This window comes from Lactobacillus crispatus (assembly GCF_018987235.1).
In the GTDB taxonomy this organism is placed as follows: domain Bacteria; phylum Bacillota; class Bacilli; order Lactobacillales; family Lactobacillaceae; genus Lactobacillus; species Lactobacillus crispatus.
Window position 1 is genome coordinate 1,268,628 of the sequence record NZ_CP072197.1, and the last position, 22,719, is coordinate 1,291,346.

Annotated in this window: 20 protein-coding genes; 4 read left to right on the forward strand and 16 right to left on the reverse strand. The window is 35.1% G+C overall.

Going from position 1 to position 22,719, the window contains the following annotated elements; all coding sequences use genetic code 11:
* Positions 1 to 40 precede the first annotated feature (40 nt).
* The 3 genes from J6L97_RS06150 to J6L97_RS06160 all read right to left on the reverse strand — a co-directional run bounded on the left by J6L97_RS06150 (position 41) and on the right by J6L97_RS06160 (position 4,004).
* Complete coding sequence (locus J6L97_RS06150) at positions 41 to 2,443, reverse strand: HAD-IC family P-type ATPase (RefSeq protein ID WP_057726721.1); 2,403 nt, start codon at positions 2,441 to 2,443, stop codon at positions 41 to 43.
* Between the two features lie 85 nt (positions 2,444 to 2,528).
* Positions 2,529 to 3,038 (reverse strand): dihydrofolate reductase, encoded by a 510-nt coding sequence (locus J6L97_RS06155; protein ID WP_005722894.1) that lies wholly within the window; start codon positions 3,036 to 3,038, stop codon positions 2,529 to 2,531.
* A 9-nt stretch (positions 3,039 to 3,047) separates the two neighbouring features.
* Positions 3,048 to 4,004 (reverse strand): thymidylate synthase, encoded by a 957-nt coding sequence (locus tag J6L97_RS06160; protein WP_057726722.1) that lies wholly within the window; start codon positions 4,002 to 4,004, stop codon positions 3,048 to 3,050.
* A gap of 190 nt (positions 4,005 to 4,194) precedes the next feature.
* On the opposite strand from J6L97_RS06160, the gene J6L97_RS06165 reads away from it, so the two are divergent.
* Positions 4,195 to 5,229, forward strand: coding sequence for an IS30 family transposase (locus tag J6L97_RS06165; protein WP_123811765.1), 1,035 nt, complete (start codon positions 4,195 to 4,197; stop codon positions 5,227 to 5,229).
* A 67-nt stretch (positions 5,230 to 5,296) separates the two neighbouring features.
* Here the strand turns inward: J6L97_RS06165 and J6L97_RS06170 are convergent, their stop codons facing one another.
* Together J6L97_RS06170 and J6L97_RS06175 are read right to left on the reverse strand one after the other, a co-directional pair.
* Positions 5,297 to 6,688 carry an amino acid permease gene (locus tag J6L97_RS06170; protein WP_057727064.1) on the reverse strand — a complete coding sequence of 464 codons (1,392 nt, stop codon included), beginning with the start codon at positions 6,686 to 6,688 and terminating at the stop codon, positions 5,297 to 5,299.
* 129 nt (positions 6,689 to 6,817) lie between these two features.
* Complete coding sequence (locus J6L97_RS06175) at positions 6,818 to 8,296, reverse strand: ATP-binding cassette domain-containing protein (protein WP_236697609.1); 1,479 nt, start codon at positions 8,294 to 8,296, stop codon at positions 6,818 to 6,820.
* A 160-nt stretch (positions 8,297 to 8,456) separates the two neighbouring features.
* On the opposite strand from J6L97_RS06175, the gene J6L97_RS06180 reads away from it, so the two are divergent.
* Positions 8,457 to 9,314, forward strand: coding sequence for an IS982 family transposase (locus J6L97_RS06180; protein WP_118992340.1), 858 nt, complete (start codon positions 8,457 to 8,459; stop codon positions 9,312 to 9,314).
* 56 nt (positions 9,315 to 9,370) lie between these two features.
* Here the strand turns inward: J6L97_RS06180 and J6L97_RS06185 are convergent, their stop codons facing one another.
* The 8 genes from J6L97_RS06185 to J6L97_RS06215 all read right to left on the reverse strand — a co-directional run bounded on the left by J6L97_RS06185 (position 9,371) and on the right by J6L97_RS06215 (position 16,084).
* Complete coding sequence (locus J6L97_RS06185) at positions 9,371 to 10,966, reverse strand: ATP-binding cassette domain-containing protein (RefSeq protein WP_057726996.1); 1,596 nt, start codon at positions 10,964 to 10,966, stop codon at positions 9,371 to 9,373.
* A gap of 221 nt (positions 10,967 to 11,187) precedes the next feature.
* Positions 11,188 to 11,427 carry a hypothetical protein gene (locus J6L97_RS06190; protein WP_054833009.1) on the reverse strand — a complete coding sequence of 80 codons (240 nt, stop codon included), beginning with the start codon at positions 11,425 to 11,427 and terminating at the stop codon, positions 11,188 to 11,190.
* Between the two features lie 225 nt (positions 11,428 to 11,652).
* The gene (locus J6L97_RS11235) at positions 11,653 to 11,781 is read right to left on the reverse strand and encodes a hypothetical protein (RefSeq protein WP_255404471.1); all 129 of its coding nucleotides are present in this window, start codon (positions 11,779 to 11,781) and stop codon (positions 11,653 to 11,655) included.
* A gap of 85 nt (positions 11,782 to 11,866) precedes the next feature.
* Positions 11,867 to 12,523, reverse strand: a complete 657-nt coding sequence (locus J6L97_RS06195) for an HI_0552 family protein (protein WP_013086248.1) — start codon at positions 12,521 to 12,523, stop codon at positions 11,867 to 11,869.
* Position 12,524: 1 nt separating this feature from the next.
* Positions 12,525 to 13,016: a GNAT family N-acetyltransferase gene (locus tag J6L97_RS06200; RefSeq protein ID WP_013086247.1), complete on the reverse strand. Its 492-nt coding sequence runs from the start codon at positions 13,014 to 13,016 to the stop codon at positions 12,525 to 12,527.
* Between the two features lie 89 nt (positions 13,017 to 13,105).
* Complete coding sequence (locus J6L97_RS06205; RefSeq protein ID WP_054833010.1) at positions 13,106 to 14,188, reverse strand: LLM class flavin-dependent oxidoreductase; 1,083 nt, start codon at positions 14,186 to 14,188, stop codon at positions 13,106 to 13,108.
* 92 nt (positions 14,189 to 14,280) lie between these two features.
* Positions 14,281 to 15,669 (reverse strand): DHA2 family efflux MFS transporter permease subunit, encoded by a 1,389-nt coding sequence (locus J6L97_RS06210; RefSeq protein ID WP_057726995.1) that lies wholly within the window; start codon positions 15,667 to 15,669, stop codon positions 14,281 to 14,283.
* A complete protein-coding gene (locus tag J6L97_RS06215; protein WP_005720281.1) occupies positions 15,656 to 16,084 on the reverse strand; it encodes a MarR family winged helix-turn-helix transcriptional regulator in 429 nt (142 codons plus the stop codon). The genes J6L97_RS06210 and J6L97_RS06215 overlap by 14 nt, the downstream gene beginning before the upstream one ends.
* Positions 16,085 to 16,282: 198 nt before the next feature.
* Between J6L97_RS06215 and J6L97_RS06220 the strand changes: the two genes are divergently transcribed.
* Both J6L97_RS06220 and tpx read left to right on the forward strand, forming a co-directional pair.
* Positions 16,283 to 16,864, forward strand: coding sequence for a LysR family transcriptional regulator (locus J6L97_RS06220; protein ID WP_057726994.1), 582 nt, complete (start codon positions 16,283 to 16,285; stop codon positions 16,862 to 16,864).
* Positions 16,865 to 17,268: 404 nt separating this feature from the next.
* Positions 17,269 to 17,763 (forward strand): thiol peroxidase, encoded by a 495-nt coding sequence (gene tpx, locus J6L97_RS06225; RefSeq protein WP_057726993.1) that lies wholly within the window; start codon positions 17,269 to 17,271, stop codon positions 17,761 to 17,763.
* 238 nt (positions 17,764 to 18,001) lie between these two features.
* On the opposite strand, the gene J6L97_RS06230 is transcribed toward tpx, so the two are convergent.
* The 3 genes from J6L97_RS06230 to brnQ form a co-directional block, all read right to left on the reverse strand.
* On the reverse strand, positions 18,002 to 19,231 hold the full coding sequence (locus J6L97_RS06230; RefSeq protein ID WP_080592494.1) for an IS110 family RNA-guided transposase: 1,230 nt from the start codon (positions 19,229 to 19,231) through the stop codon (positions 18,002 to 18,004).
* Between the two features lie 256 nt (positions 19,232 to 19,487).
* Positions 19,488 to 21,227 (reverse strand): plasmid pRiA4b ORF-3 family protein, encoded by a 1,740-nt coding sequence (locus J6L97_RS06235; protein WP_057726687.1) that lies wholly within the window; start codon positions 21,225 to 21,227, stop codon positions 19,488 to 19,490.
* Between the two features lie 105 nt (positions 21,228 to 21,332).
* A complete protein-coding gene (brnQ, locus tag J6L97_RS06240) occupies positions 21,333 to 22,709 on the reverse strand; it encodes a branched-chain amino acid transport system II carrier protein (RefSeq protein ID WP_057726686.1) in 1,377 nt (458 codons plus the stop codon).
* Positions 22,710 to 22,719: the final 10 nt, after the last annotated feature.

The window sequence follows — 22,719 nt, forward strand, 5'->3', positions numbered from 1 at the left end:
AAAAAAGTCAGAGCAAAACTCTGGCTTTTTCATTATCTTCTTATTTCACATTATTTTTGCCACGATCATATGCTTCCTTGAATTCCGCAAAAGTCATGTTCTTTCCTTTTTGATCAAAGACAACCAACACTTCGGCGACTCCATCCAAAATTTTAGATAACCATCTAAAGATAGTCACTGCCGCACAGAATAAGACCGCCAAAATAAATAATGATTTGTTATTAAGCATTGTCAATGAGAACAATCTTGGGAAAAAGATAGTTGAGCCAATAATACAGATAACTGATAAGCCCATAACAGCAAGTCTAAATTTGTTTATTGGTGCCGAAATATGATACATCACCATAAAACCAACTAAGACTAGCAACATAGTCGCTGTCGTGCCTACCTGACCATGATCAAGTGAGATAGAGGCCCCTGCAATGACTAAAATTGCAACTGCCAGCCAATCTGTTAAGCCCCCTGGAATTGCCCGAGCTAAAACATTTGGCATAAACTTTCCACGAATTCGCTTGTGGTTGCTTTCTAAGGCCAATAAAAACGACGGCAAGCCAATTGTAAATGCAGAGATCAATGTGATCTGGGCTGGCTGCAGCGGATAATTGATTGTCATAATCAAAGAGAAGATGGCCATCAAGAATGAAAAAATATTTTTCACCAAGAACAAGCTGGCTGAACGTTGAATGTTATTAACTACTTGCCTGCCTTGGTTCACCACTAACGGCATTTTAGCAAAATTAGAATCGAGCAAAACCACTTGTGAAGCTTGCACTGCAGCACTATTACCAGAAGCCATAGCGATTGAGCAATCCGCCTTTTTCATCGCTAAAATATCGTTAACTCCGTCACCAGTCATGGCTACGGTATTACCTTGATTTTGCAAAGCAACGACAAACTTTCGCTTTTGATCAGGCTTAACTCGGCCAAAGACATTATAGTTTTGCACGGCCTGCTCATATTCACCATCTTTAATGGTTTGCGCATCGATATACTTATCTGCCCCATTAATTCCAGCTTGCTTAGCTACTCGAGCAACGGTTACCGGATTATCCCCAGAAATAACCTTGATATCAACACCTTGCTGGTTAAAATATTGAAAAGTTGACTTGGCTTCTTTACGAATTGGATTCGACAATAAAATATAACCGAGAACTTGTACATTTTCCTTTAAGGCGGAATTATCTTCAGTTAATACGCCAGGATAATTAGCCGCAATCAACACCCGGTAGCCTTCTGCCGCATATTTTTCAAATTCAGTTTGATATTGCGCAAATTGATCACGCAAAACCATTTCAGGCGCACCAATTAAAGTTGTCTGATTGCCAAAAATTACACCAGAATATTTATTGACTGAGGTAAAAGGCAAAATGCTATCCGCCGTTTTGGTTCCATCTTTAAAATAGGCTTGAATCGCCTTCATCGTCGCGTTATCAGCTGGCATGTTTTTAGCAAAATCCGCAATGATGCTACTTAAATCACCAGTAAAATTCTTGCTACTAACAGCTTTTTCTACGGCCATCTTCGGTTCGGTGATTGTTCCCGTTTTATCTACACAAAGGACATTTACTCGGGCTAAAGTTTCAACACTCTTCATATCGTGCAGCATTACTTCTTGTCGCGCTAATCGCATAGCAGCTAGAGCTAAGGCAATCGTAGTCAATAAATATAGCCCTTCTGGAATCATTCCAATTAAAGCAGCTTCCATGGAAGTGATACTACGCTTGAGTCCAATATTATTCAAAAAGAAACTCTGATTAAATAGGGCAATTCCCACTGGAATAATGATGATGCCGACCCATTTAACCAGACGATTGATTGAACGCACCATTTCAGATTGTTCAACACTGCCCATTGCCTTTGCTTCGATCGTTAATTTAGAAATATATGAGTCTTTACCCACTTTTTCTAAGACGGCATAAGCCTTACCGGAAACTACAAAAGAACCTGACATTAATTCTGCGTCTTTAGTCTTAGTGATTTCATCAGATTCACCTGTCAACAAGGCTTCATTAACCCGCAGCTCACCTGAGATTACCCGCGCATCAGCTGGAATCTGGTCACCAGTTTGTAAAAGAACGACATCATCTTGAACCAATTTTTCGATGGGAATTTTTTCTTCTTGCCCATCACGTACCGCGATAATTTCCGTCGCATTCATCACGTTTAACTTGCTTAAAACTTTTTTAGCACGAAGCTCCTGCACAATACCGATAATCGTGTTTAAAACAATCACTGGTAAAAAAGTCAGATCGTTCCAGGCACCAACAAACACCAATAGCACAGCCAAAATAGCAAAAATCAAGTTAAAATAAGTAAAGACATTTTCTCGAATTATTTGAGTAGCTGTTTTGGACTGGTCATCAATGGCTTGATTAACCTGTCCATTTTGAATTCTTTGATCAACTTCAGCTTGAGTTAATCCCGTTATTTGTTTATCTGTCATAATTTTCTGTCCTATACTGAAAATACTTTCATCCATTATAGCGAAAAATAAAAAAGCCACGCAACTCTGCGAGACTTTTTAACAATTATTTATTTTTTCTATGATAAGTTAAAAAAGTATAGTCATACTTGTTCTTTTCATCATGATGATGCTCTTCGCGACTAACTAATTCAAAATCATCATAGTTAATCGCTGGCATCACTGTATCAGTTTTAAAATTAGCTTTGATCTCTGTTTTTTCTAAAAGATCAACTTGATCAAGTAACGCCCTAAAGATTGAAACTCCACCAATTGCACAGATTTCTTCAGTCTGATGTTGACGAAGATATTCATTTAATTCAGCTAATGTGGACACAATCTTCACTTGCTCATTACCCGCATATTTTTGCTTTAATTCTTGACGATGAGTTAAAACAATATGTTTTCTCTCTGGTAACAAGTGAGGCAAACTCGCAAAGGTTTTTCGCCCCATGATGATCGGATGACCTATGGTCTTTTCCTTAAAATGCTTCAAGTCAGCCGGCAGATGCCAAGGCAAATGGCCATCGATGCCAATACCATGCTGCTGATCTTCAGCCCAAACAAAACTTAACATTGAGACCTCCTAAACTGCAACCGGTGCCTTGATCGTGCCATGGTGCTGATAATTCAGCACTTTGATATCTTTCATTTCAAAGTCTTCAATGTGCTTTTTTTCAGGATTAAGCCACAATTCAGGTGAATCATATGGCATCCGACTCAGCAATTCCTTTACTTGGCTAAAGTGGTTGCGATAAATATGTGCATCCCCTAAAGTATGTACAAATTCACCCACTTTTAAGCCGGTTTCACGCGCAATCATGTTCAAGAGCAGCGAATATGAAGCAATATTAAATGGCACGCCTAAAAACATATCACCACTTCTTTGATAAAGCTGCACGCTAATTTTGCCATCGACTACATAAAATTGGAACATGACATGGCATGGTGGCAAAGCACTAGTTGGCACATCTTCCGGATTCCAGGCCGTGACAATCATTCTACGAGAATCTGGCGTTTCCTTAATTTGCTTAATCACGTCAGCAATTTGATCGATAAAACCGCCTGTCCGCTTTTCCCAATGACGCCATTGTGCCCCATAGACATCACCTAAGTTGCCATATTTCTGGGCAAAAGCAGGATCATCAAGAATGCGCTGATCAAATTTCTTCATTTCTGCTTGATAAACTTGATTAAATTCTGGATCACTTTGACTACGCAAACCAAAATTAGTCATGTCAGGACCCTGATATTCAGGACTTTGAACCCAATTTTTGAAGGCCCATTCATCCCAAATATGATTGTTATGCTCTAGCAAAAAGCGAATATTGGTATCGCCACGCAAGAACCACAACAATTCACTTTTAATCAAACCAAATGGCACCTTTTTAGTCGTTAAAAGTGGAAAGCCCTGTGTCAAATCAAAACGCATTTGGGCACCAAAATATGATCTAGTTCCAGTACCAGTTCGATCATCCTTGTCATGTCCTTCAGTCATAATTTTTTCTAACAAATCCAAATATGGTTGTTCAAGAATTGCCATTATCTTCACCTTTCAAAAAACATTTCTTCTAACATACCATAGATCTTGTATGTTGGATAATGAAAAACCATAGATTTAGTATTTCATACAAAACCCGGATTTAAAATTGAAGTGCAACACTAAGTGTTAAACAAAAAGGCCATGAAGACCTAAACTTGAAGTGACGAAAAATCAAGAAAGGAAGATCTTCATGACCAATTCAAATTCTAGCATTTCTAAGCACTATCATCAATTAACCAGCGTACAACGTGGACAAATTCAAGCAATGCTGGATTCCGGCATAACTTCCCGTACTGTTATCGCTCAAGAAGTCGGCTGCCATAAGTCGACAATCAGTCGCGAAATCAAACGCGGAAGCGTCCTGCAAAGAGACAGCAGCTATTTATTGTATGAGCACTATTACGCTGATACTGCACAGCTTTATTATGAGAAGCGTCGCAAAAACTGCTATCAGCGCAATCCATTGAAGCATTATGCTGTCTTTTTGAGAATGCTCTCCAGACGCTTCAAAGCTAAATTTGATGCCACCAGCATCGATGAATTCGTTGGTGAATTCAAAAGGACTATGCCAGGCTACCCTTGTCCCAGCACACCAACTGTCTATCGCTATATTGATCAGGGCTTGCTGGACATAAGCAATATTGATCTGCCTATGAAGCTCAAAAGACGCAGGAACAAGCGTCATCACGGCCAGAGCGGTCATGCTTTGCACAAGAAGAATCTTGGCAATTCCATTGAACAGCGTCCTAAAGAGATTGAAGACAGAAAAACGCCGCTGCACTGGGAAGGAGATCTGGTTAAAGGCGTCAGACGCAAGAATCAGCCTGCTTTAATGACTTTGACCGAAAGAACCACACGCTTTGAAGTAGTTATCAAGATTCCTGACTATCGGGCAAGCACATGCCAAAGGCTGCTTCAAAATGAGATTGACAGACATCCTGCCTGGTTTAAATCGATCACGTTTGACAATGGCTCTGAGTTTGCGGATATGACCAAGATCAAAGGCTGCCAGATCTACTTCGCCCACCCATATTCTCCATGGGAAAGAGGCACCAATGAGAACTGCAATGGACTTCTGCGTCAATTCTTCCCTAAAGGCAAAAGCATGAAAGATAAGTCAGCTGCTTATGTTCAACAGGCAACTGATGCCATTAACCGCAAACATCGTCGAATCCTTCAATATCACACAGCAGAAGAACTCTTCAAGCAATATATTTCCTCATAGCCTAACTGTTGCACTTAATTTGACAATTCAGGATTTCATACAAAAAATAAAAAGGTGAATAATCACCTTAATTATTTTTCTTAAATTCACTTTTATGTCTGACTAAGTAGACAATTGTTGCCACAATCAAGACTAGTGCCCCAGCGATAACTGAAATTCTTGTATCAGGATTGATAAACATAAAAATCACAATCAGTATTAACATTGCAAAGGCAAAATAATTCGAGAATGGATACAAAGGCAACTTGAATGGATGATCTTGCATCGCTTCTTTGTTATGCCGTCTAAATCTTAATTCAGCTAATAAAATCACAAACCAAGGAATCATTCCTGGTAAAACAGATGAACTGAAGACAATTACAAATAAATCACTAGCTGAATGATTAAATTGCGAAGCAATTACATTCAAAACAAAACCAATAAAAATACCACCAGAAATGCCCATAATTGCCCGATCGGGTACAATTCGCTTAGAAATATGCTTAAAAATACCAGGAGCTTCATGATCATGTGACAGTTTAAACAGCATTCTACTTGAAGAATAAATTCCTGAATTAGCTCCAGAAAGAGCCGCTGTTAAAACAACGAAGTTAATTATTGAAGCAGCCGCAGTAATCCCTACTTTAGCGAAAGTCGTTACAAATGGTGAACCTAGGCTGTCTAATTTATCCCAAGGATAAATCGTTACAATGACAAAAATTGCTCCGACATAGAAAATTAGAATTCTAAACAAAACTGACTTAACACTTTTAACGATTGCCTCTTGTGGATTAGCTACTTCTCCAGCAGAAATACCTAATAACTCGATTCCTTCATATGAACCAACAATGATTGACATTGAAAAGAAAAATCCTTTTATTCCACCAGTAAAGAAACCACCGTGAGACCATAAATTGCTAAAGCCAGTTGGATGTCCCCCATTACCAACGCCAAAGAAAATAACAATAAAGCCTAAAATAATCATTAGAATAATTGTTACTACTTTGATCATGGCAAACCAAAATTCTAATGAAGCATAGGCTTTAGCACTAGCTAAGTTGGCCAAAAGCAGAAAGGCAATAATAATTATGCCCGACCACAATGCTGAAATATTTGGCCACCAATACTTCAGATATTCAGTTGCCGCGACTACTTCGGACATTCCTACTACAATATATTCAAAGACATTGGCCCACATCGCTAAATAGCCGGCTAAGGGATGTACATATTCTGTTGCATAATCAGCAAATGAACCTGTCCCTGGATTGATATAAAGCATCTCACCTAATGCCCGCATTACAATATATAAAATCAACCCTACAAACATGTAGGCTAATAATACTGACGGACCGGTCCATTTAATAGTCGAGGTTGACCCCATAAACAAACCAACACCGATAGCACCGCCAAGAGAGATCATCTCCATTTGGCCTGCTGTCATTGTTCGTTTGAGTTGAGGAGCTTTAGATTTTTTATTCAATTTTCACAACTCCAATAATTAATCTATCCTAATTAATAACCCGCAATTAATTTACTGGTTAAATCAACATTTTGTCAAGGTTCAAATTAAAAATATTAATATTTGGGAGTCTTTTCTCTAATTGATTTTTTATTCTTTTATTAAATGAATTTCGCGATCAAACATTTCCTGCATCTGTTTATTAAAATTGTGAGCAATAAAGACAATTGTGGTCTTGCTTTTTAATAATTTTTGTAAAATATCCATAGTCGATGTCTGATCAATTGCACTAGTTCCTTCATCAATCAAAATAATGTCACTACCATGGATCTTCGATCTTGCCAATACGATCTTTTGTCGTTGACCTCCAGAAATATTCAAATCATCCAAGTCAATTTTTTCATCAACGCCAGCTTTAAACTTTTTAATATCAGCCACAAAATTAACTTCATCAATCACTTGATCAACTTGATTATCAAGTTGATCATTGAACAACGTAATATTTTCTTTGATTGTGCCAGGAAAAAGGTTAGGTTCTTGTGGAATATAGCCAATTCTTGACATATTAGGTTCAATCACCTCTCCTTGACTATTTTGAAATTCAACTTTGCCCGCACTAGGTTTAAGTTCACCCAAAATCAATTTAAATAAAGTAGACTTACCTGCGCCTGAATCTCCTGTTAATAAGATTTTCTCGCCAGGTTTAACTGCAATATCAGGAAAAGTAAGCTTTTCACCATTAGGATACTGCAAAGCCAAATCTTTTGTTGAAAATGCTACTGGTGTCTCTTCTTGGCCAGCTTTAACTTTTTCAATCACAGTAGCATCACCATCAACTTGTTTCATTAAATCCTGTGACGATTTCATAAAACTTAATGCCTGAATTGTTTGTTGTAAGCCGATCGAAATATTAGCTGCAAAGTTTTGGACAGACATAATTGCACCAAAAATCACTAAATTCTTAGTGATCAAAAAAGCCGTCAAAGACAACAGGATTATTTGTCCTACCATGTTACAGATCCCATTCAAAATAATTAATTGCTGTTGAGTAGCCGTTTGTTTAACATGAGCCTGTTCTACTTTACTTGAAGTTTTTTCACCTACCTGAAATAACTTAGCACCAGCAAAATATCTTCTTAATTCTTCTAAGCCAGAGAACCATTTAGCTAAAACATCTAGATAATGCTTATTTTGCTCAGAAACATTATTAGTTGCTTGTTCCATTTTCTTTTGTACTAATTTAGGTACAAAGTAAGAAACAATATCAATCACTACACTAGTCAAAAAGATTGACCAATTAATTGTAAGTAGAGCCACCAATGCCGCAACAAACATTGAGCCATAGAACGGCACAATTGGATACCAATCAAAATAATTTTTTCTAATCATTTCTAAATCATTAGTCATCCGATTTTGCACGGCCGGTACTTGATGATTTTGACCATCTCTAAAGTAATGTGTAGCCAAACGAGCGCGCACCTTTTTATTATATTCTTCTTCCTGCACTCGAATTACAAATTGGATATAATAGATCATCCCTTGAGCAGCTAAATATAAAATCCCCATTAAAGCCGTCGCAAGTAAAATCTTCACCCAAGCACGATCTTTGATATAAGTCAGCCAGTACATTTGAATGTAGCCTGCACCAATAGCAGCGACACCTGAAATAACTGATAAAATATTAATGTAAATACGCGTGGTGCTAGTTAAATCGTTTTAGTTAATAAAAAAGTCCAATCTTGTTAGACTCGACTTGTAAATAGTAATAATAGAAAAGAGTCTGATCTGATTGAACTGCCTTAAGCTTAAGCGTTTTAGCCACCATTTACAAGTTAGTTTTAAAGATTTAGTGATAATTTGTCGGCACTGGTATCGTTTGTATGCACCGGCTGAGTTTACTCATCGGCGAAATATTGATCAAATTAAAACTACGGACAGTCTGATTTTGGCTTTACTTATCTGGCAAGCTAAGACAGGAATTGAATCACAAAGAAGATTCTGTGAATGTTTCAATTGTTTATCACACTCACGTTTTAATCGGCGTTCACGTCAGCTATTGCAATTGATTTATCAGATACGGCAAGAAATGAATAAAAAGGTTGACCTGAATGGACATTTCTTGATCATTGACAGCTTTCCGGTACCTGTTTGCCAACCAATTCGCAACTATCGTGCTAAAATTTTTCGCGGTTATGCCAACATTGGTTATAAGGCCACCAAGAAAATTTACTTCTATGGTTTCAAAGTTCATGCCATTGTTAGCGATGACGGTTACATTCTTGATTATGTCGTAACAAAAGCATCAGTTCATGATGCCAAGGAGACAGTTGAACTGATGGAAAATGCACATCCATCTAATTACTATCTTCTTGGCGACGAAGGCTATTTAGGCAAAGAACTGCATCAACAGCTAAAACAAATGGGTTATGAACTTTGGACACCATATCGTAAAAATATGACAGGAGCTAAAAAGCACAATGATCATCAATTGATGGCTATTCGCAGAACAATTGAAAGCGACTTTTCGCTTCTGACCTATTACAATGCCGAGAACAATCGAGCACGTAGTCTGATAGGCTTTCAAAGCCGGTTGGAAATTGCAATTTTAGCTTATAATTTGGCTTATTGTCTAGAACGATTTAACTAGCACCACGCGTATGTAAATAAATCTTAAATAATTAGTTTTAATAAAGCCTTTGAAACTCAATCAGCGTCACCTCGATTAGTTAATTTAATTTGTCGATCAAACATTGAAACTAATTCTGTAGAATAATTGTGCGCAATCATAATTACAGTACTTGGAGTATTCAATAAATTTTGTAATACTTGCTTCGTCCCAGCACTGTCAATTGCACTAGTCCCTTCATCGATCAATAGCCAAGGTGATTGATGAATCAAAGCTCTGGCTAACACAAGCTTCTGCCTTTGTCCTCCAGATAAATTTCCTTTATCCAAATCAATTTGACTATTAAGTCCAGCAGACATCTTATCCAAATCCTTGGTAAAACCTACTTGATCTAATACACCTGAAATTTGATTATTTAAAGCACTATTAAACATCGTGACATTATTGGCAATTGTGTCAGGAAACAAGGTATTATCTTGAGCAATATAGCCTAATTCATCAAGATCAAAATTTAATTTTTGACCATTATGATCAAAAAAAATGATCTCACCTTGGCTGGGCGTTAATTTACCTAAAATTAATTTAAATAAAGTTGACTTGCCAGTTCCACTATCACCAGTAAGCAAGATTTTTTCACCTTGCTTAACTGTAAAATCTGGGTAAGATAAATACTCACCATTTTTGAATTGTAAGGCCAGATCTTTTACTTCTAGCCTGTTAATCTTCTTAACTTGATGCTGATCTGGGGCTATTTTTACTGAAGCTTGAAGATTAGTAATTTCCTTATTCAAATCCTTGGTAGATTTAATTAAATTCCATTCCGTTACAAATGCTGAAACACCATTCATTACAGTTGAACTAAATTGAATAGTAGTAATTACCGCACCAAAAACAATTTGTCCTTGCAAATATAAGTAAGCACATAAAACCATCAAGAGCATTTGTCCCACAATATTAACTACAAAGGTGATCATATCTGCAATAGCAATAGTTGCTCCTTGATGAATAGCTGCTTTTTTATATTCGTCTGCGCTTTGGTTAACTGATTCACTAAATATATTAAAACTGGCATATCTTCGTAATTCATCCAGGCCACTCATCCACTTGGCTAAAGTGTTTAAGAACTTTTCATTTTTCTTAGTAACCTTTATTGTGGCCGATGAAGTCATTTTTTCAAAAGTTTTAGGCAAAAATAATGAAATTGCAGTTAAAATCACCGTCATTACTACTAAAAACCAGTTAAATGAAAACAAAATTCCAATTGAGAAAAGCACAGACAACAAGTACATAAAACCGTTTTTGATTGGTTTTAAATAATTCTGTGTTAGCTGATCAAGATTGGCAACCAATTCATTTTGCACTTTAGCAGTTTGGGCAATTTCATTTTTAAAAAAGTAGCGACTAATTTTTACACGAATTTGATGCAAATAAGATTGTGATTGCTTTCCGTATAAGTAATCTGAACTAGTAATCAAGGCTAATCTAACTAGATCACAGCCAATAGCCAAACAAATAAAAATAATAAAGCCAAATAAATTCATTTTCTTTAGCTGGTTAAAGGCCGGGGTCATCAAATATTGCGAAGCAGCATCAACGGTTGTACCAATGATAACCATTAGAAAAATTAAAATAAATTTAGCTTTATTGACCTTAAAAATCCCTGTAATACTCATTTGTCTCATCTCCAAGCAAATTAAAATATTAAGAATATCTTATTTATGTTTAATATTACTGCTATTTTTTTAATATTCAATCACTTTTTACTAAGTGGTTAAAAAAATAACTTGAACGGCAAAATTATTACTACATCTAGCTAATCCTTTAAGAAAAATTGGCAAAAAAATAGACTAGAAACTCATTATCAAGCTTCTAGCCCATTAGTTTAATTCAATTATTAACGGTAATTCTTCAAGAAATTCATCATCTTTTGATAAGCTGTATCATGATCTGCATCATATGCATCGACTACATCGACTACTTTATTATCCTTAGTAATAATACGGTACTCACGTAAGTCTTTCTTTTCATTAGCAACAACTGTAATCTCACCCTTACCTGGAGTAGAGAACAATTCTGGATTAAGTTCTTTATTCAACTTATCTGATAATTGTTGGTTAAATGCGATTGTATTCATTTTTGTTTTTATCTCTTTTCTAAAAAATCCAACACAGACATTATATCATTATTAGATAACGTTGATGAATTTAGTTTTATTTTTTATCAAGGAGAACTGTACCTGCAGAAGGATTATGATCAATTGCACCACTGATGGAGCAGTAACACCTTCAATATAGCACAGCAATACTTATTCCAAAAATATCAATTTGTTATTTTGCCTTATTACTTTTACGTATAGATTTCACTTAATTAAATGCACAACAAACATGGCAATTCCTAAGAATACAAAAATTAAGGCAACAATCATACTAGTTACTGTGCCGGTAACTAAACCTAAAATGATCATGCCAATAATTGAATAAATATCCATTTGTTATCCCTTCAATTAAACAATAACAGCAGTATTTACTTTTATTATGTAGCATGAACACTTTAAAATACAATTTTAACGTATTTTAATTTGCTAACTTTTGATATAACGGCAATAGCTGCCCAATACCATCTAAGATGAAGTTTTCCATATCTGCAACTTGATCTTGCTTTCTAAAAGCAAATTTTCCTAATAGGAAACTGGATTGAGTTGCTTCCTTATTAAATGAAGTCTGTTTTTCAGCATCTGTTAAATACTCATTTAAGGATAAATGATCAGCAAACTCCATTTCGTTTTTATCCCATAAGTACCAATTATTAGTTGTCCGCCCTTTTGCCCAATCAGGAAGATCAGTTAATAATTTATTGTATTGTTCAGGATTATCGCCGCGCTTTTCACTCTTATAATGCTGAAACATAAGATAAACCTGCAGCTGCTTATTATCCAGCATCGCGCCGATGCATGGACTTTTATCGGCTAAAGCATTCAAACGATAAGCTGCCCAGTAATGATCGCGTAAGTTCCAACCATTGGTCCAACTTTCAACATGAACTTTAGCAAATTTATCTTGTGGTAATTTTTGATAAACATTTAAGTTTATTTCTTTCCAGGTCTGCCAAATTTCTTTAAAATCTGTTTTTATTTGCTCTAATTCATCTTCAGAATATTGCGATTTCAATTTTTTAAAAGAAAATTCATCCCGATCAAAAATTGCATACATTTCTTCAGTTAATTGCGTCATTTTACAAAGCCCTTACCATATTTACGCTAATAACACCAGTTGGATCTGGAATATCATCATTGGTCTCGCCTTCATTATAAAAACCACGTTTTTCATAAAATTTAATCAGTTTCGGTAAACAAGTTAAAGATATAGCTTGACGATTTTGCTTTCTGCCCTCTTGCGCTATTGCTTCAATTAATTTTGTCGCTACGCCTTGTTTGCGGTATTCAGGCAAGACCGCTAAACTCAAGACCATTTGATAGCGATCATCTTTTTGATTAGGATGATTTTCAAAATATAATTCATCTTCAATATAGCGTTTATTAAAAGCAGGACCAAAAATATGACCAATCACTTTTCCATCTTCTTGTGCAACTAAAAAAGTATCAGGATAATTCTCAATTCTACCAATCATATCTTGTTCAGTTTGCTTTTTAGTCATCTTAAATGCGTCAGATTCCAGTTCTACTACTTCATTTAAATCATCCATTGTTACGGTGCGAATGATCATAATAAGCATCCTCCTTAGGTTTATCTCTAAAAGTGAAAAAGGGTTCAAAAGTCATCTAGACTCTTGAACACTATATTATTACTCTCTATTTAATTCTTCCACCTTAATTTAAGACGATCTTGCTCAGTCTTTTTTTGAAAATACGTCTTCACCTTCGGCACTACTTCTTCTCCATAAATTCTAATTGCATCCATGACATCTTCATGCGGCATTGAAGCAATTGGCAAATGAAGATAGAAGCGAGTTAACCCAAGTTCTTCCATGACTTTGATGATCTTATTTGCAACTGTCTCGCTATCGCCAACAAAAATAGCTCCATTTTCTCCAACTGCCTCAAGATATTGTTCATATGTCATCCCTGTCCATTGTGGTCTTTCTTTACTAATTTGATCAACTAGCAATTTAGTAGGATAAAAATAATCCTTGATGGCTTTTTCTTTATCCTGATTCAGCCAGCCCCAAGAGTGTGCAGCAATTGGCATCTTCGTTAAATCATTGCCAACTTTTTCTGCAACTCTTCTGTACAACTTAATTAGTGGTTTAAAGTGCAAAGGATCACCGCCAATTATCGCATAAACGATTGGCAAACCTAACTCTGCAGTTCGGATAGTCGATTCTATGCTTCCGCCTGTAGCTACAGAAATAGGGATTGGCTTTTTAGTGCGCGGATAAATTCCTTTATGATCAACTCTAGGTGTAAACTTTCCTTTTGGCCAATCGAGAATTTCTTCTTTGTTCATTTTGAGTAGCATTTCAAGCTTTTCAATAAAAAGTTCATCGTAATTTTCTAAATCATAGCCAAATAAATCAAAGGCCTCAGTGAATGATCCTCGTCCAGCCATGATTTCAACTCTACCCGGTACAATTGCATCCATTGTTGCATATTGTTCATAAACTCTAATTGGATTAATTGTTGGTAGATTTGTAGTAGCACTTGAAAGATGGATTTGCTTAGTTTTCGAAGCAGCAGCTGCTAAAATGATTTCTGGTGCTGAGATAGCGAAATCCTTGCGATGGTGTTCACCGATTGCAAATGCATCAATATTCAATTTATCTGCAAGAACGATTTCTTCTAATAAATCCCTGATTCTTTGATCATGACTAATTGCTTTTCCTGTTGTTTCAAGTGGTGTAGTTTCACCAAATGATGAGATACCTAATTCGATCTTCATTTCTATCATCTCCTAAATCATTTACTTACTTTTTGTAAGCAAAATAATAGCAGATAATTTTTGAAAAAGCAATATCTTGAATATGTGATCCTTTACTTAGTTGCAGTTCTTCTACCAACATATTTGATAAATAAAGCCATGATTAAAATAACTAAACATAAAAGAAAAATATATGCATGCTGTGTTCCGATTCTGGTTAAATCAGCTGACTTAGTACCTTTTTGACTAGAAGCAACGATTGCTGAGGTAATTGAGGTTCCAACAGCACCAGCAAATTGTTGAGCAGTATTTAAAATTGCATTACCTTGAGTAGTTTTACTCTCATCAATTACTGCCAAAGTATCAGTCATGACATCTCCCAATATCATTCCCATTCCTGCCATGTAAATGATATAAACTATCAATATAAAAATATTATTCATCTGATTAGGTAATACTGCAAAAAACAATGTTTCAAGCAACATCAAACTTACACCAAATAAAATAGGTTTGCGTGCACCATAATTATCTAGCAACCGACCACCAATTGGACCCATGATTGCACCAGCAACTCCTGCTGGCAAAACAATCAAGCCTGCTAAAAAAGCAGTATTATGATTAACCAATTGAATGAAATTTGGCAATAAAAATGCATTACCCAAAGAAATTAGTTGAATGCAGAAAAAACCAATAATATGACCTGTAAAACTATGATTTTTAAATAATTTTAGATCCAAAATTGGTACTTTAATTCGATTAGATCTCCAAATTAACAGAGCTAAAGCTAATAAAGCAATCAAAATTGGAATAGCAGTTGCACCCAATTGTCCTGTTCCTAAGTTGCTAAAGCCAACCAGCATCCCAATAAAGAAGATTGCAATTATGATAAAGCTAAGGCGATCAATCTTAACTTTTTTAACAGCAGATTTTTGTTCAATACCCCAGATGCCTAATAACAATGAAATAATAATCAATGGAATTAAAAACCAAAAGACCCAACGCCAATTCAATGCCTGTAGGACGATTCCGCCAAAGGTTGGCCCAAGTGCTGGTGCGATTCCAGTGATCATACTGCCGACACCCATCATAGTACCAACTTTACCCTTAGGCACTTGTTCTAAAATGATGTTAAACATTAATGGCAGGGCGATTCCAGTACCAATGCCTTGAATTACTCTTCCGAGCAATAGCACCGGAAAAATTGGTGCAGTAGCATCAACTATTAAGCCAAGTAAAAACAAAAAATTAGCGGTTAAAAATAGACTTTTAGTTTTATATGAACTTTTTAATGCAGCAGAGATTGGCCCGATAATTGAAACTGCAAGCAAATAAATTGAAGTCATCCATTGCACAACATTGGTTGAAACATTAAAATCACGCAACAAGGTTGGAAAAGCAATATTCATTGAAGTTTCAACTAGAACGCCAGAAAATGACATTAATCCCGTGGCAATTACTGCTGCAAACACTTTTGATGATATTCTTTCATTATTTGGTTCCATTTTTTCCTCCATTTTTGACAAATTTTAAAACTTTTAGTGCCGTATTTATTTCAGCTTGTGTAAAATGACTACGAACTTTTCGATCATCTTGACGCATATAATCTTTTATCTTGGGAATAAATGATTTACTCTTAGCAGTTAAAGAAACATCCTTCTGTCTTTTATCGACCGCATTAGTAACGCGTTTAACTAAATCTCTTTTCTCCATTCTTTGAATCATGATTGTCACCGTTGAACGCTTTAAATCTAGTTCCTTTTCAATTTCATGTTGTGAAACAGTTTGATTTTGATGATTAGAAATAAAATCTAAAGTTGTCATTTGAACGCCGGTGATACCCAAAGTGTTAGCAAACGTCTCTCGTTCACGATCTATTTGAACGGAAGATTGCTTAATAACCTTTTTTATCGGTTCCATATAGGTCCTCCTTTTGTTAGATGTCAAACATATTTTTTACTAATTTGAGACTTTGGTTCAAAGTAAATACTAGTAAATATCTATTTCATCATTTGACGTAAAACTCACATCTAATTCTTCACTAAGAAAAGGATTTTAGTTACATTTGTTGCTAAAATAGATTTATTATTTCTACTCAAAATAAGGAGTTAATCATAAATGAATAAACTAAACTTCGAACTACTGCATATTTTTGAAGTTGTTAGTAGATTTGCTAGCTTCAGTCAAGCTAGCAACTATCTCTACCTAGACCAATCTACTGTCAGTAAAAAAATTAGACAGCTAGAAGCTATTGTCAATAAGAAATTATTTATTAGGAATACTGATGGTATTGTCCTCACTGCTGCTGGACTTGCTTTTAAAAATAAGTCAGATAAAATACTTCAAGATTTAAAAGAAATAATTGCGCTAAAGCCAACTATAACCACCTTACGAGTCGGGGTATTTGATAATATAAGTGCCTATCTGATGCCCGATATTTTTGCTGAAAATTTTAATCAATTTAAAAGATTAAAGATCAGTTCTAACAGTATAGAACTAGTTAATCTATTTAATGAGGGAAAATTAGATGCAATAGTTATCAATAGCGACTTCTTTACTCAAATTCAAGGTTCTGCAATTGAGACGCAAATTACTAATGAATCTTTTGCAATTCTCTTTCGCAAAAATAATGCTCTCATTGCAAGCCAAAATAGTATTTCGTTAAATGATTTAAAAAATAAAAATCGTAAATCAAAATAACTATTATAAAAAATATTTATTGGTAATAGTTAGCTATGCATAAAGCGAATGAATAAGGATTATTAATTAGCTATTACGTTTCTTAATTTGGCGATTTTGTGTTAACTTGATTGTTATCCAAATAACAACGTATGAAAGAATAAAAATAAACAATGTCCAAATATTGATAGACCAATCATTTAACAACATCATTATTGATGAATAAGCTAAAAGTTCCAATTAACATAAAAAGTCTTCCTTTCCGAATTCACTATTTAAATAAGTGGTTAAATTCAAAATACAAGATGTTAAAATTCAAAAGTAAAATTTTAAATTCTAAAAATTAATATCTGTAAGCTAAATATTTAAGTTATTGAACTGACTTTGCTATATTTAAGTTAAAAGATAATAAAAGGAGGAATTTCATGAAAGTTACTTTTAAAGGAAAAGAAGTTCAATTAATTGGTATGCCACCTAAGGTTGGCGATGAAATGCCTAATTTTACAGTTTTAGACAAAAATAAGCAAGAAGCTACTAAAGATAGTTTATTAGGTAAAAATACTTTGATCAGTGTTGTACCAGATATCAACACACCTGTCTGCAGCATTCAAACTAAAACTTTTAACCAAACAATGGATCAGTTTCCTGACGTTAACTTTTTAACTATTTCAACTAATACCATCAAAGACCAGCAAAATTGGTGTGCGGCTGAAGGTATTAAAAATATGCAATTAATGTCTGATGAAAAATTATCTTTTGGTAAAGCTACTGGCTTACTAATACCAGAATCTGGAATACTAGCACGCAGTGTGTGGATTCTTGAGCCTAACGGTAAAATCGTTTATCGTGAAATTGTTGATGAAATTACTCATGAGCCCGATTATAATACTGCTGTAAATGAATTAAAAAAGTTGCTGTAAAATTTAAAAAAGATTGCCTCAGTATATACACATATGCTAAGGTAATCTTTTTTTCTACCCAAAGTCAAGTATTATCAATGATTTAAGAAAATAAATTTACTTGTTTTAATGATGCGAATAAGGTTAAAGCAAATAAGAGTTTAAATTTAAGAAAAAGCGAAAGTACCACAAATAAGCCTATGAATACTTGTAGTTTTTCCATAGGTTGCTTATACTTAAGTTGATTATTTGATTTCAGCTAAAGTCTTTTATTTTTGGTGGCTATGTTGTAATCATATAATTGATCATGTTTGATAAGAGCAAACATTGTGCGTATCAGTTTATGGACTGATGCAATGGCGATTTTCTTATAGCCTTGGCTATTTGAAGATCGTTTTTTCTTGTCATAATAATCAGTTATATGGCAAGGCTGCGTAGCCTTTACCGTCTCCATTTGAATAATAACTCGATAAAGTATTTTTCTGGCAATATGATTGCCATGCTTGGTAATGCCAAGAGAACTGTCTTTTTCACCAGATTGGTACCTTCCTGGATCAATGCCAACAAACGCATCAATTTGAGCTGAAGTGCTAAACCGTCTTAGATCACCGAGCTCTGCTACTAATCTCACTGCTGTAATTCTAGCAACCCCTGGGATACTCAAATAGATGGATAAAGCACGAGCGTTTACTGCTTTAGCCAGCTTTTCCATGTAGTTAATTACATAGTCGCGTTCTTGCTGGAGTGAAAACAAATTAGAAATGTTCCTTTGAATAGCTCTAACGATAATACTATCTTTGGAATCATAAGGATAAGCTTCTCTAGCAAAAGCGTATAATCTTGTGGTTAAGTACCGTGCCCTTTGTTGTCCTATTCCAGAAATAGAATTAAGCATTTGAGTTACCTGTGTCTCATTCTTTTCTAGAACATATCCAGCATGTGGGAAAAGACTAACAAGCGCCCAATAAATTCTGCCAGATGGATGAGACAGTATTTCTTCAATTTGTGGGAAAGTGGATTGGAGGTTGCGGTGCAATTGATTTTTAGTAGTAACTATACTCCTAGTAAGTTCTTCATAATAGCGACTGGCATTCTGAAGTTCATGATACTCTCTGGGCTGTGGATCACGCAGCTTTTGCGGGGCATTAAATTGAATTAAAGCCAGGCGATAAGCATCTACCTTATCAGTTTTATTATGGCGTAAATTATTGTCCATTAGCTTTTTCGCTTTAAGCGGATTAAGCTTCAAATACTTAATATGATAATCCTCTAAGAAAGCTTGCAGGCTTAGAGAATAAACACCAGTAGCTTCGAAAACAACTAAAGGAGTTATCAAATATTGGTTCAGTTGCTCATAAAGTTTTTGATAGCCAAAGGAATCATTAGAGATTCTAAAAGATTCGCCTTGTTTGATCCGGTCATTAACCACACAAACTGTGGAAGATTTACTGCTAACATCAATACCGAAAATAATTTGTGATTCCATAATATAACCTCCGCTGTGAAGATAAACCTCTTTATCAACCTATTAATTCTAATTTTCTAAACACGGCATCTAAGTGCCCACAGACTTCGAAGAGACTTAAGAATAGGTGGTAAAGCAGTCCGTTTCTTTTACGACATCAAGTGTCTAAAAAGCTGAAGACTTGATTTGCTTTATCTTCACTTTCTATTTTAGACAAAATAAAAAGTGCCAGATCGTGAATCCGTCGATTCATGATCCAACACTAGGTTAGTATGTTTCTTTAGTTCTTATATTGTTCCATTCTTTGATTAAGTTCTTCCTTATTAAAATTATCTAAATTAATTGCTTCTCCACCCATTAACCAATCAATCATTTCAGGATCTACTTTATCTTTAGGCGTATCGTAATAATCTTGCAAAGACCATACGCCACCAATGTCATCAATTATTCCATAACCTTTTCCAGAAAGTATTTTTGGACACTTAGGAGCTGCTTGATCAGTAGTAATGTTCTTAATATCTACTTCGAATTCCCAGCTATCGCCATAATCATAGGTTAATAATAACTTATCACCTTTTTCAAAATATGAGACCTTCGCTTTTTCATAATCTATGCCTGTAGCCGGATCCCAATCTTCCGCTTCAGCGATACTTTCTACATTTTCAAAGCGTTCCTGCGTCTTTTTATTCAGCAAATCAAACATATGTCCAAAATCAGCATTAAACATATCTAGCATGGCAACTTCTAAAGTTTTCACGGATGTATTGCCACTAATAATAAATCTACGCCAAGTAGATGGTTTAAAAGACTTTAGTTTTACTCTAATCTCATAGGTAGCTCGATTGCGAGTTTGATTTTCAAAAATTGCCTTTTTTCGTGTTTTCTGCTTTTTATCATGATTCTCAAGATCTCTTCGCAAGCCTTCTAAGACTCTAGACAAATCCTGAGGAGACAAGTCTAAATCTTCAAGTTCCAAAATCTTTTTCGGATTTGCTTCAATTGCCTCTATCATATCGTTTATCAAATCCTCATCCAGGTTTTGATCGGGGTATGAATTAATTTCTTCAGTTACCCAGTCAATATTCATCCCTATTTCTTTACTATCAGTTTTACGAATAAGACCTACTCTACTCAAAAATACATAGAAATTTTTCAAGGTATTTGTAATCTGCTCTATTTCTAGCGGATGTAGTTTATTGTTAGATATCATAATCCATAAATAAGAAATTGCTTCTCCTAAATCATTAGTAACTAAATGGATCTTATTACGTAATAAATAATGATTTAGATAATCCGGCAGCATTTGATCAGGTTGGATATATCCTATTCCTGCTGGTACGTATTTAGCATATTGATCAATGAGTTTCTGATTATTTTCTTTAATTTTAGCAACAATCTTTTCATTGCCTTTTACTGGTTTATTTTCATATTTTTCAAAATTAGAGAAATCTTCAAATTTTGGCACTAAGTCAACATACTTATATCTTCGATTTGGTTTTTGCGGCTTAATAGGGAAATACGTACTAACCTCATCAATCATCTTAGAAATAAAATTTTGTCCAATCTGACTATCCAAGGCAAAAATAGCCGCTGACATTACAGTTAGCTTATCTACCATATTCTTTTCATCTTTTACAACATCAATCAAATTTAAATATTCGTTTTGATTATCCTCTATAAGTTTACGAATTTTTTCTAGCATTAAATTAGCTTGGCTTTTAGTATCGTAAAAAGACATTTGCTTGGACTTTACCGCTGAAACTAATTTTTGTTGCTGTTTAAACAAAATAAAGTCATAGCTTTTAATCGCATTAGCAAAAACATCATTAAATAGCTTGGCATCAAGTTTAGTTAATAAAATTGGAAAACTAGTGTCTTTTTCAACTAATAAATAGTACTTTTGCTTTTGAATATTTATTACACCTGCATCCCAAACAGTAAAAGGCTCATTCTTAATAATATCAATCTTATTTTCTTTAATTTCTGGTGCTAAGTTAATACCATATCGTACTTGAAGCATGTGGTTCTCCTTATTAAAATAATTTTATCATGTCTATTCACAACTATTCATCTCAGAAGCAAAAAAATGAAGGCAATCACTGCCTTCATCTAAAATACACAAATTTTAGTCTTTTTCTAAAACCGGTACTGTCTTTTTATTTCTAACATGATATACAACTAAACCAATTGCTAAACCTACCAGTGCTGGCACTAACCATGATAAACCCATGCTGGCAAGTGGCAAATGACTTCTAAGTGAAGCTACTGCTAAACCGAATGAACTTTGACTAACTACACTTGGGAAAGCAACCACCATATCGCCTAAGGCTGGCACAACAGTAAATAGGATTACGAAAAAGTAAACTACACCTGCCTTATTAAACAATGGTGAACAAACTGATAGCAAGATCAAAACCATGGATAAAGGATATAAGAACATTAACATCGGTGTTGACCATGAAATGATTTGATCCAAACCAAAGTTAGCGGCTAAGAATGATGCCAAGCAACTAAGTGCTAACCAAACGTGGTAACTTACCTTAGGAAAATGCTTATGAAAGTCTTGCGCAAAAGCAGCAACCAAACCAACTGCAGTAGTCAAACAGGTAACTGTCAATAAGAATGCAAGTAAAGCTTGACCAAAGACACCGCCATAAACGTTAACGATTTGGTTAAAGGCTACCCCACCGTTATCAGAAACTGCAAAGCGTCCGAGAGACATTGCACCCATTAAGATCAATAACAAGTAGATAAAACCGATTGCTAAAACGGCCAAGACACCTGATTTAGCAACAACTTTTGAAACACTTTTAGCATCTTTTTGTCCCATGCCACGAACAGCTGTAACAACCGTAACCCCAAAGGCTAAGCCTGCTAAGGCATCCATTGTGTTATAACCCTCTAAGAAGCCATTTACTAATGCTCCATGCTTATAAGCAGCAGTTACTGCAGCAGTTTGTGGATTCCCCAACGGACGAGCAAAAGCTACAAGAAACACTAGGAATAATAATGCCAAGAATAATGGATTTAATACCTTACCAACGTTAGACAAGATATTATTTTGATGATAAGAAAAAGCAAAAGCAGCTAAAAAGAATAAAGCTGAGAAAACAAGTAAAGCGGAACTTTGCATATTCTTCGGCATAAATGGTGCAATACCAACTGTGAAAGAAACGGTTGCAGTTCTTGGGGTACCAAACAATGGTCCGATTGTGGCATGGATTAAAACCATAAATACTACTGCAAATCCGGCACCCAGCGGCTTACCGATGTCGTATACTCCGTTTGCATGAGTAATTGCTACTGCTAATACAGATAATAATGGCAATAAAACCCCTGTGATTAAAAAGCCAATTGCAGCTGTTCCCCAATTTGCTCCAGCTAGTTGTCCTAAATGTAATGGAAAGATTAGGTTACCAGCCCCAAAAAATAATCCAAACAGCAAGGAAGCAACAACGAGATAATTTTTCCATGTAAGTTTTTTCGATGTATGATCTGTCATTTTCTCTCCT

What these genes read in the sequence shown, in the direction of transcription:
- J6L97_RS06195 (WP_013086248.1), bottom strand. Translation starts at nt 12,523, where the DNA reads ATGACGCAATTAACTGAAGAAATGTATGCAATTTTTGATCGGGATGAA.
- J6L97_RS06205 (WP_054833010.1), bottom strand. Translation starts at nt 14,188, where the DNA reads ATGAAGATCGAATTAGGTATCTCATCATTTGGTGAAACTACACCACTT.
- J6L97_RS06210 (WP_057726995.1), bottom strand. Translation starts at nt 15,669, where the DNA reads ATGGAACCAAATAATGAAAGAATATCATCAAAAGTGTTTGCAGCAGTA.
- J6L97_RS06175 (WP_236697609.1), bottom strand. Translation starts at nt 8,296, where the DNA reads ATGTACTGGCTGACTTATATCAAAGATCGTGCTTGGGTGAAGATTTTA.
- J6L97_RS06150 (WP_057726721.1), bottom strand. Translation starts at nt 2,443, where the DNA reads ATGACAGATAAACAAATAACGGGATTAACTCAAGCTGAAGTTGATCAA.
- J6L97_RS06185 (WP_057726996.1), bottom strand. Translation starts at nt 10,966, where the DNA reads ATGAGTATTACAGGGATTTTTAAGGTCAATAAAGCTAAATTTATTTTA.
- J6L97_RS06220 (WP_057726994.1), top strand. Translation starts at nt 16,283, where the DNA reads ATGAATAAACTAAACTTCGAACTACTGCATATTTTTGAAGTTGTTAGT.
- J6L97_RS11235 (WP_255404471.1), bottom strand. Translation starts at nt 11,781, where the DNA reads ATGGATATTTATTCAATTATTGGCATGATCATTTTAGGTTTAGTTACC.
- J6L97_RS06160 (WP_057726722.1), bottom strand. Translation starts at nt 4,004, where the DNA reads ATGGCAATTCTTGAACAACCATATTTGGATTTGTTAGAAAAAATTATG.
- J6L97_RS06165 (WP_123811765.1), top strand. Translation starts at nt 4,195, where the DNA reads ATGACCAATTCAAATTCTAGCATTTCTAAGCACTATCATCAATTAACC.
- tpx (WP_057726993.1), top strand. Translation starts at nt 17,269, where the DNA reads ATGAAAGTTACTTTTAAAGGAAAAGAAGTTCAATTAATTGGTATGCCA.
- J6L97_RS06215 (WP_005720281.1), bottom strand. Translation starts at nt 16,084, where the DNA reads ATGGAACCGATAAAAAAGGTTATTAAGCAATCTTCCGTTCAAATAGAT.
- J6L97_RS06200 (WP_013086247.1), bottom strand. Translation starts at nt 13,016, where the DNA reads ATGATCATTCGCACCGTAACAATGGATGATTTAAATGAAGTAGTAGAA.
- J6L97_RS06235 (WP_057726687.1), bottom strand. Translation starts at nt 21,227, where the DNA reads ATGCTTCAAGTACGATATGGTATTAACTTAGCACCAGAAATTAAAGAA.
- brnQ (WP_057726686.1), bottom strand. Translation starts at nt 22,709, where the DNA reads ATGACAGATCATACATCGAAAAAACTTACATGGAAAAATTATCTCGTT.
- J6L97_RS06155 (WP_005722894.1), bottom strand. Translation starts at nt 3,038, where the DNA reads ATGTTAAGTTTTGTTTGGGCTGAAGATCAGCAGCATGGTATTGGCATC.
- J6L97_RS06190 (WP_054833009.1), bottom strand. Translation starts at nt 11,427, where the DNA reads ATGAATACAATCGCATTTAACCAACAATTATCAGATAAGTTGAATAAA.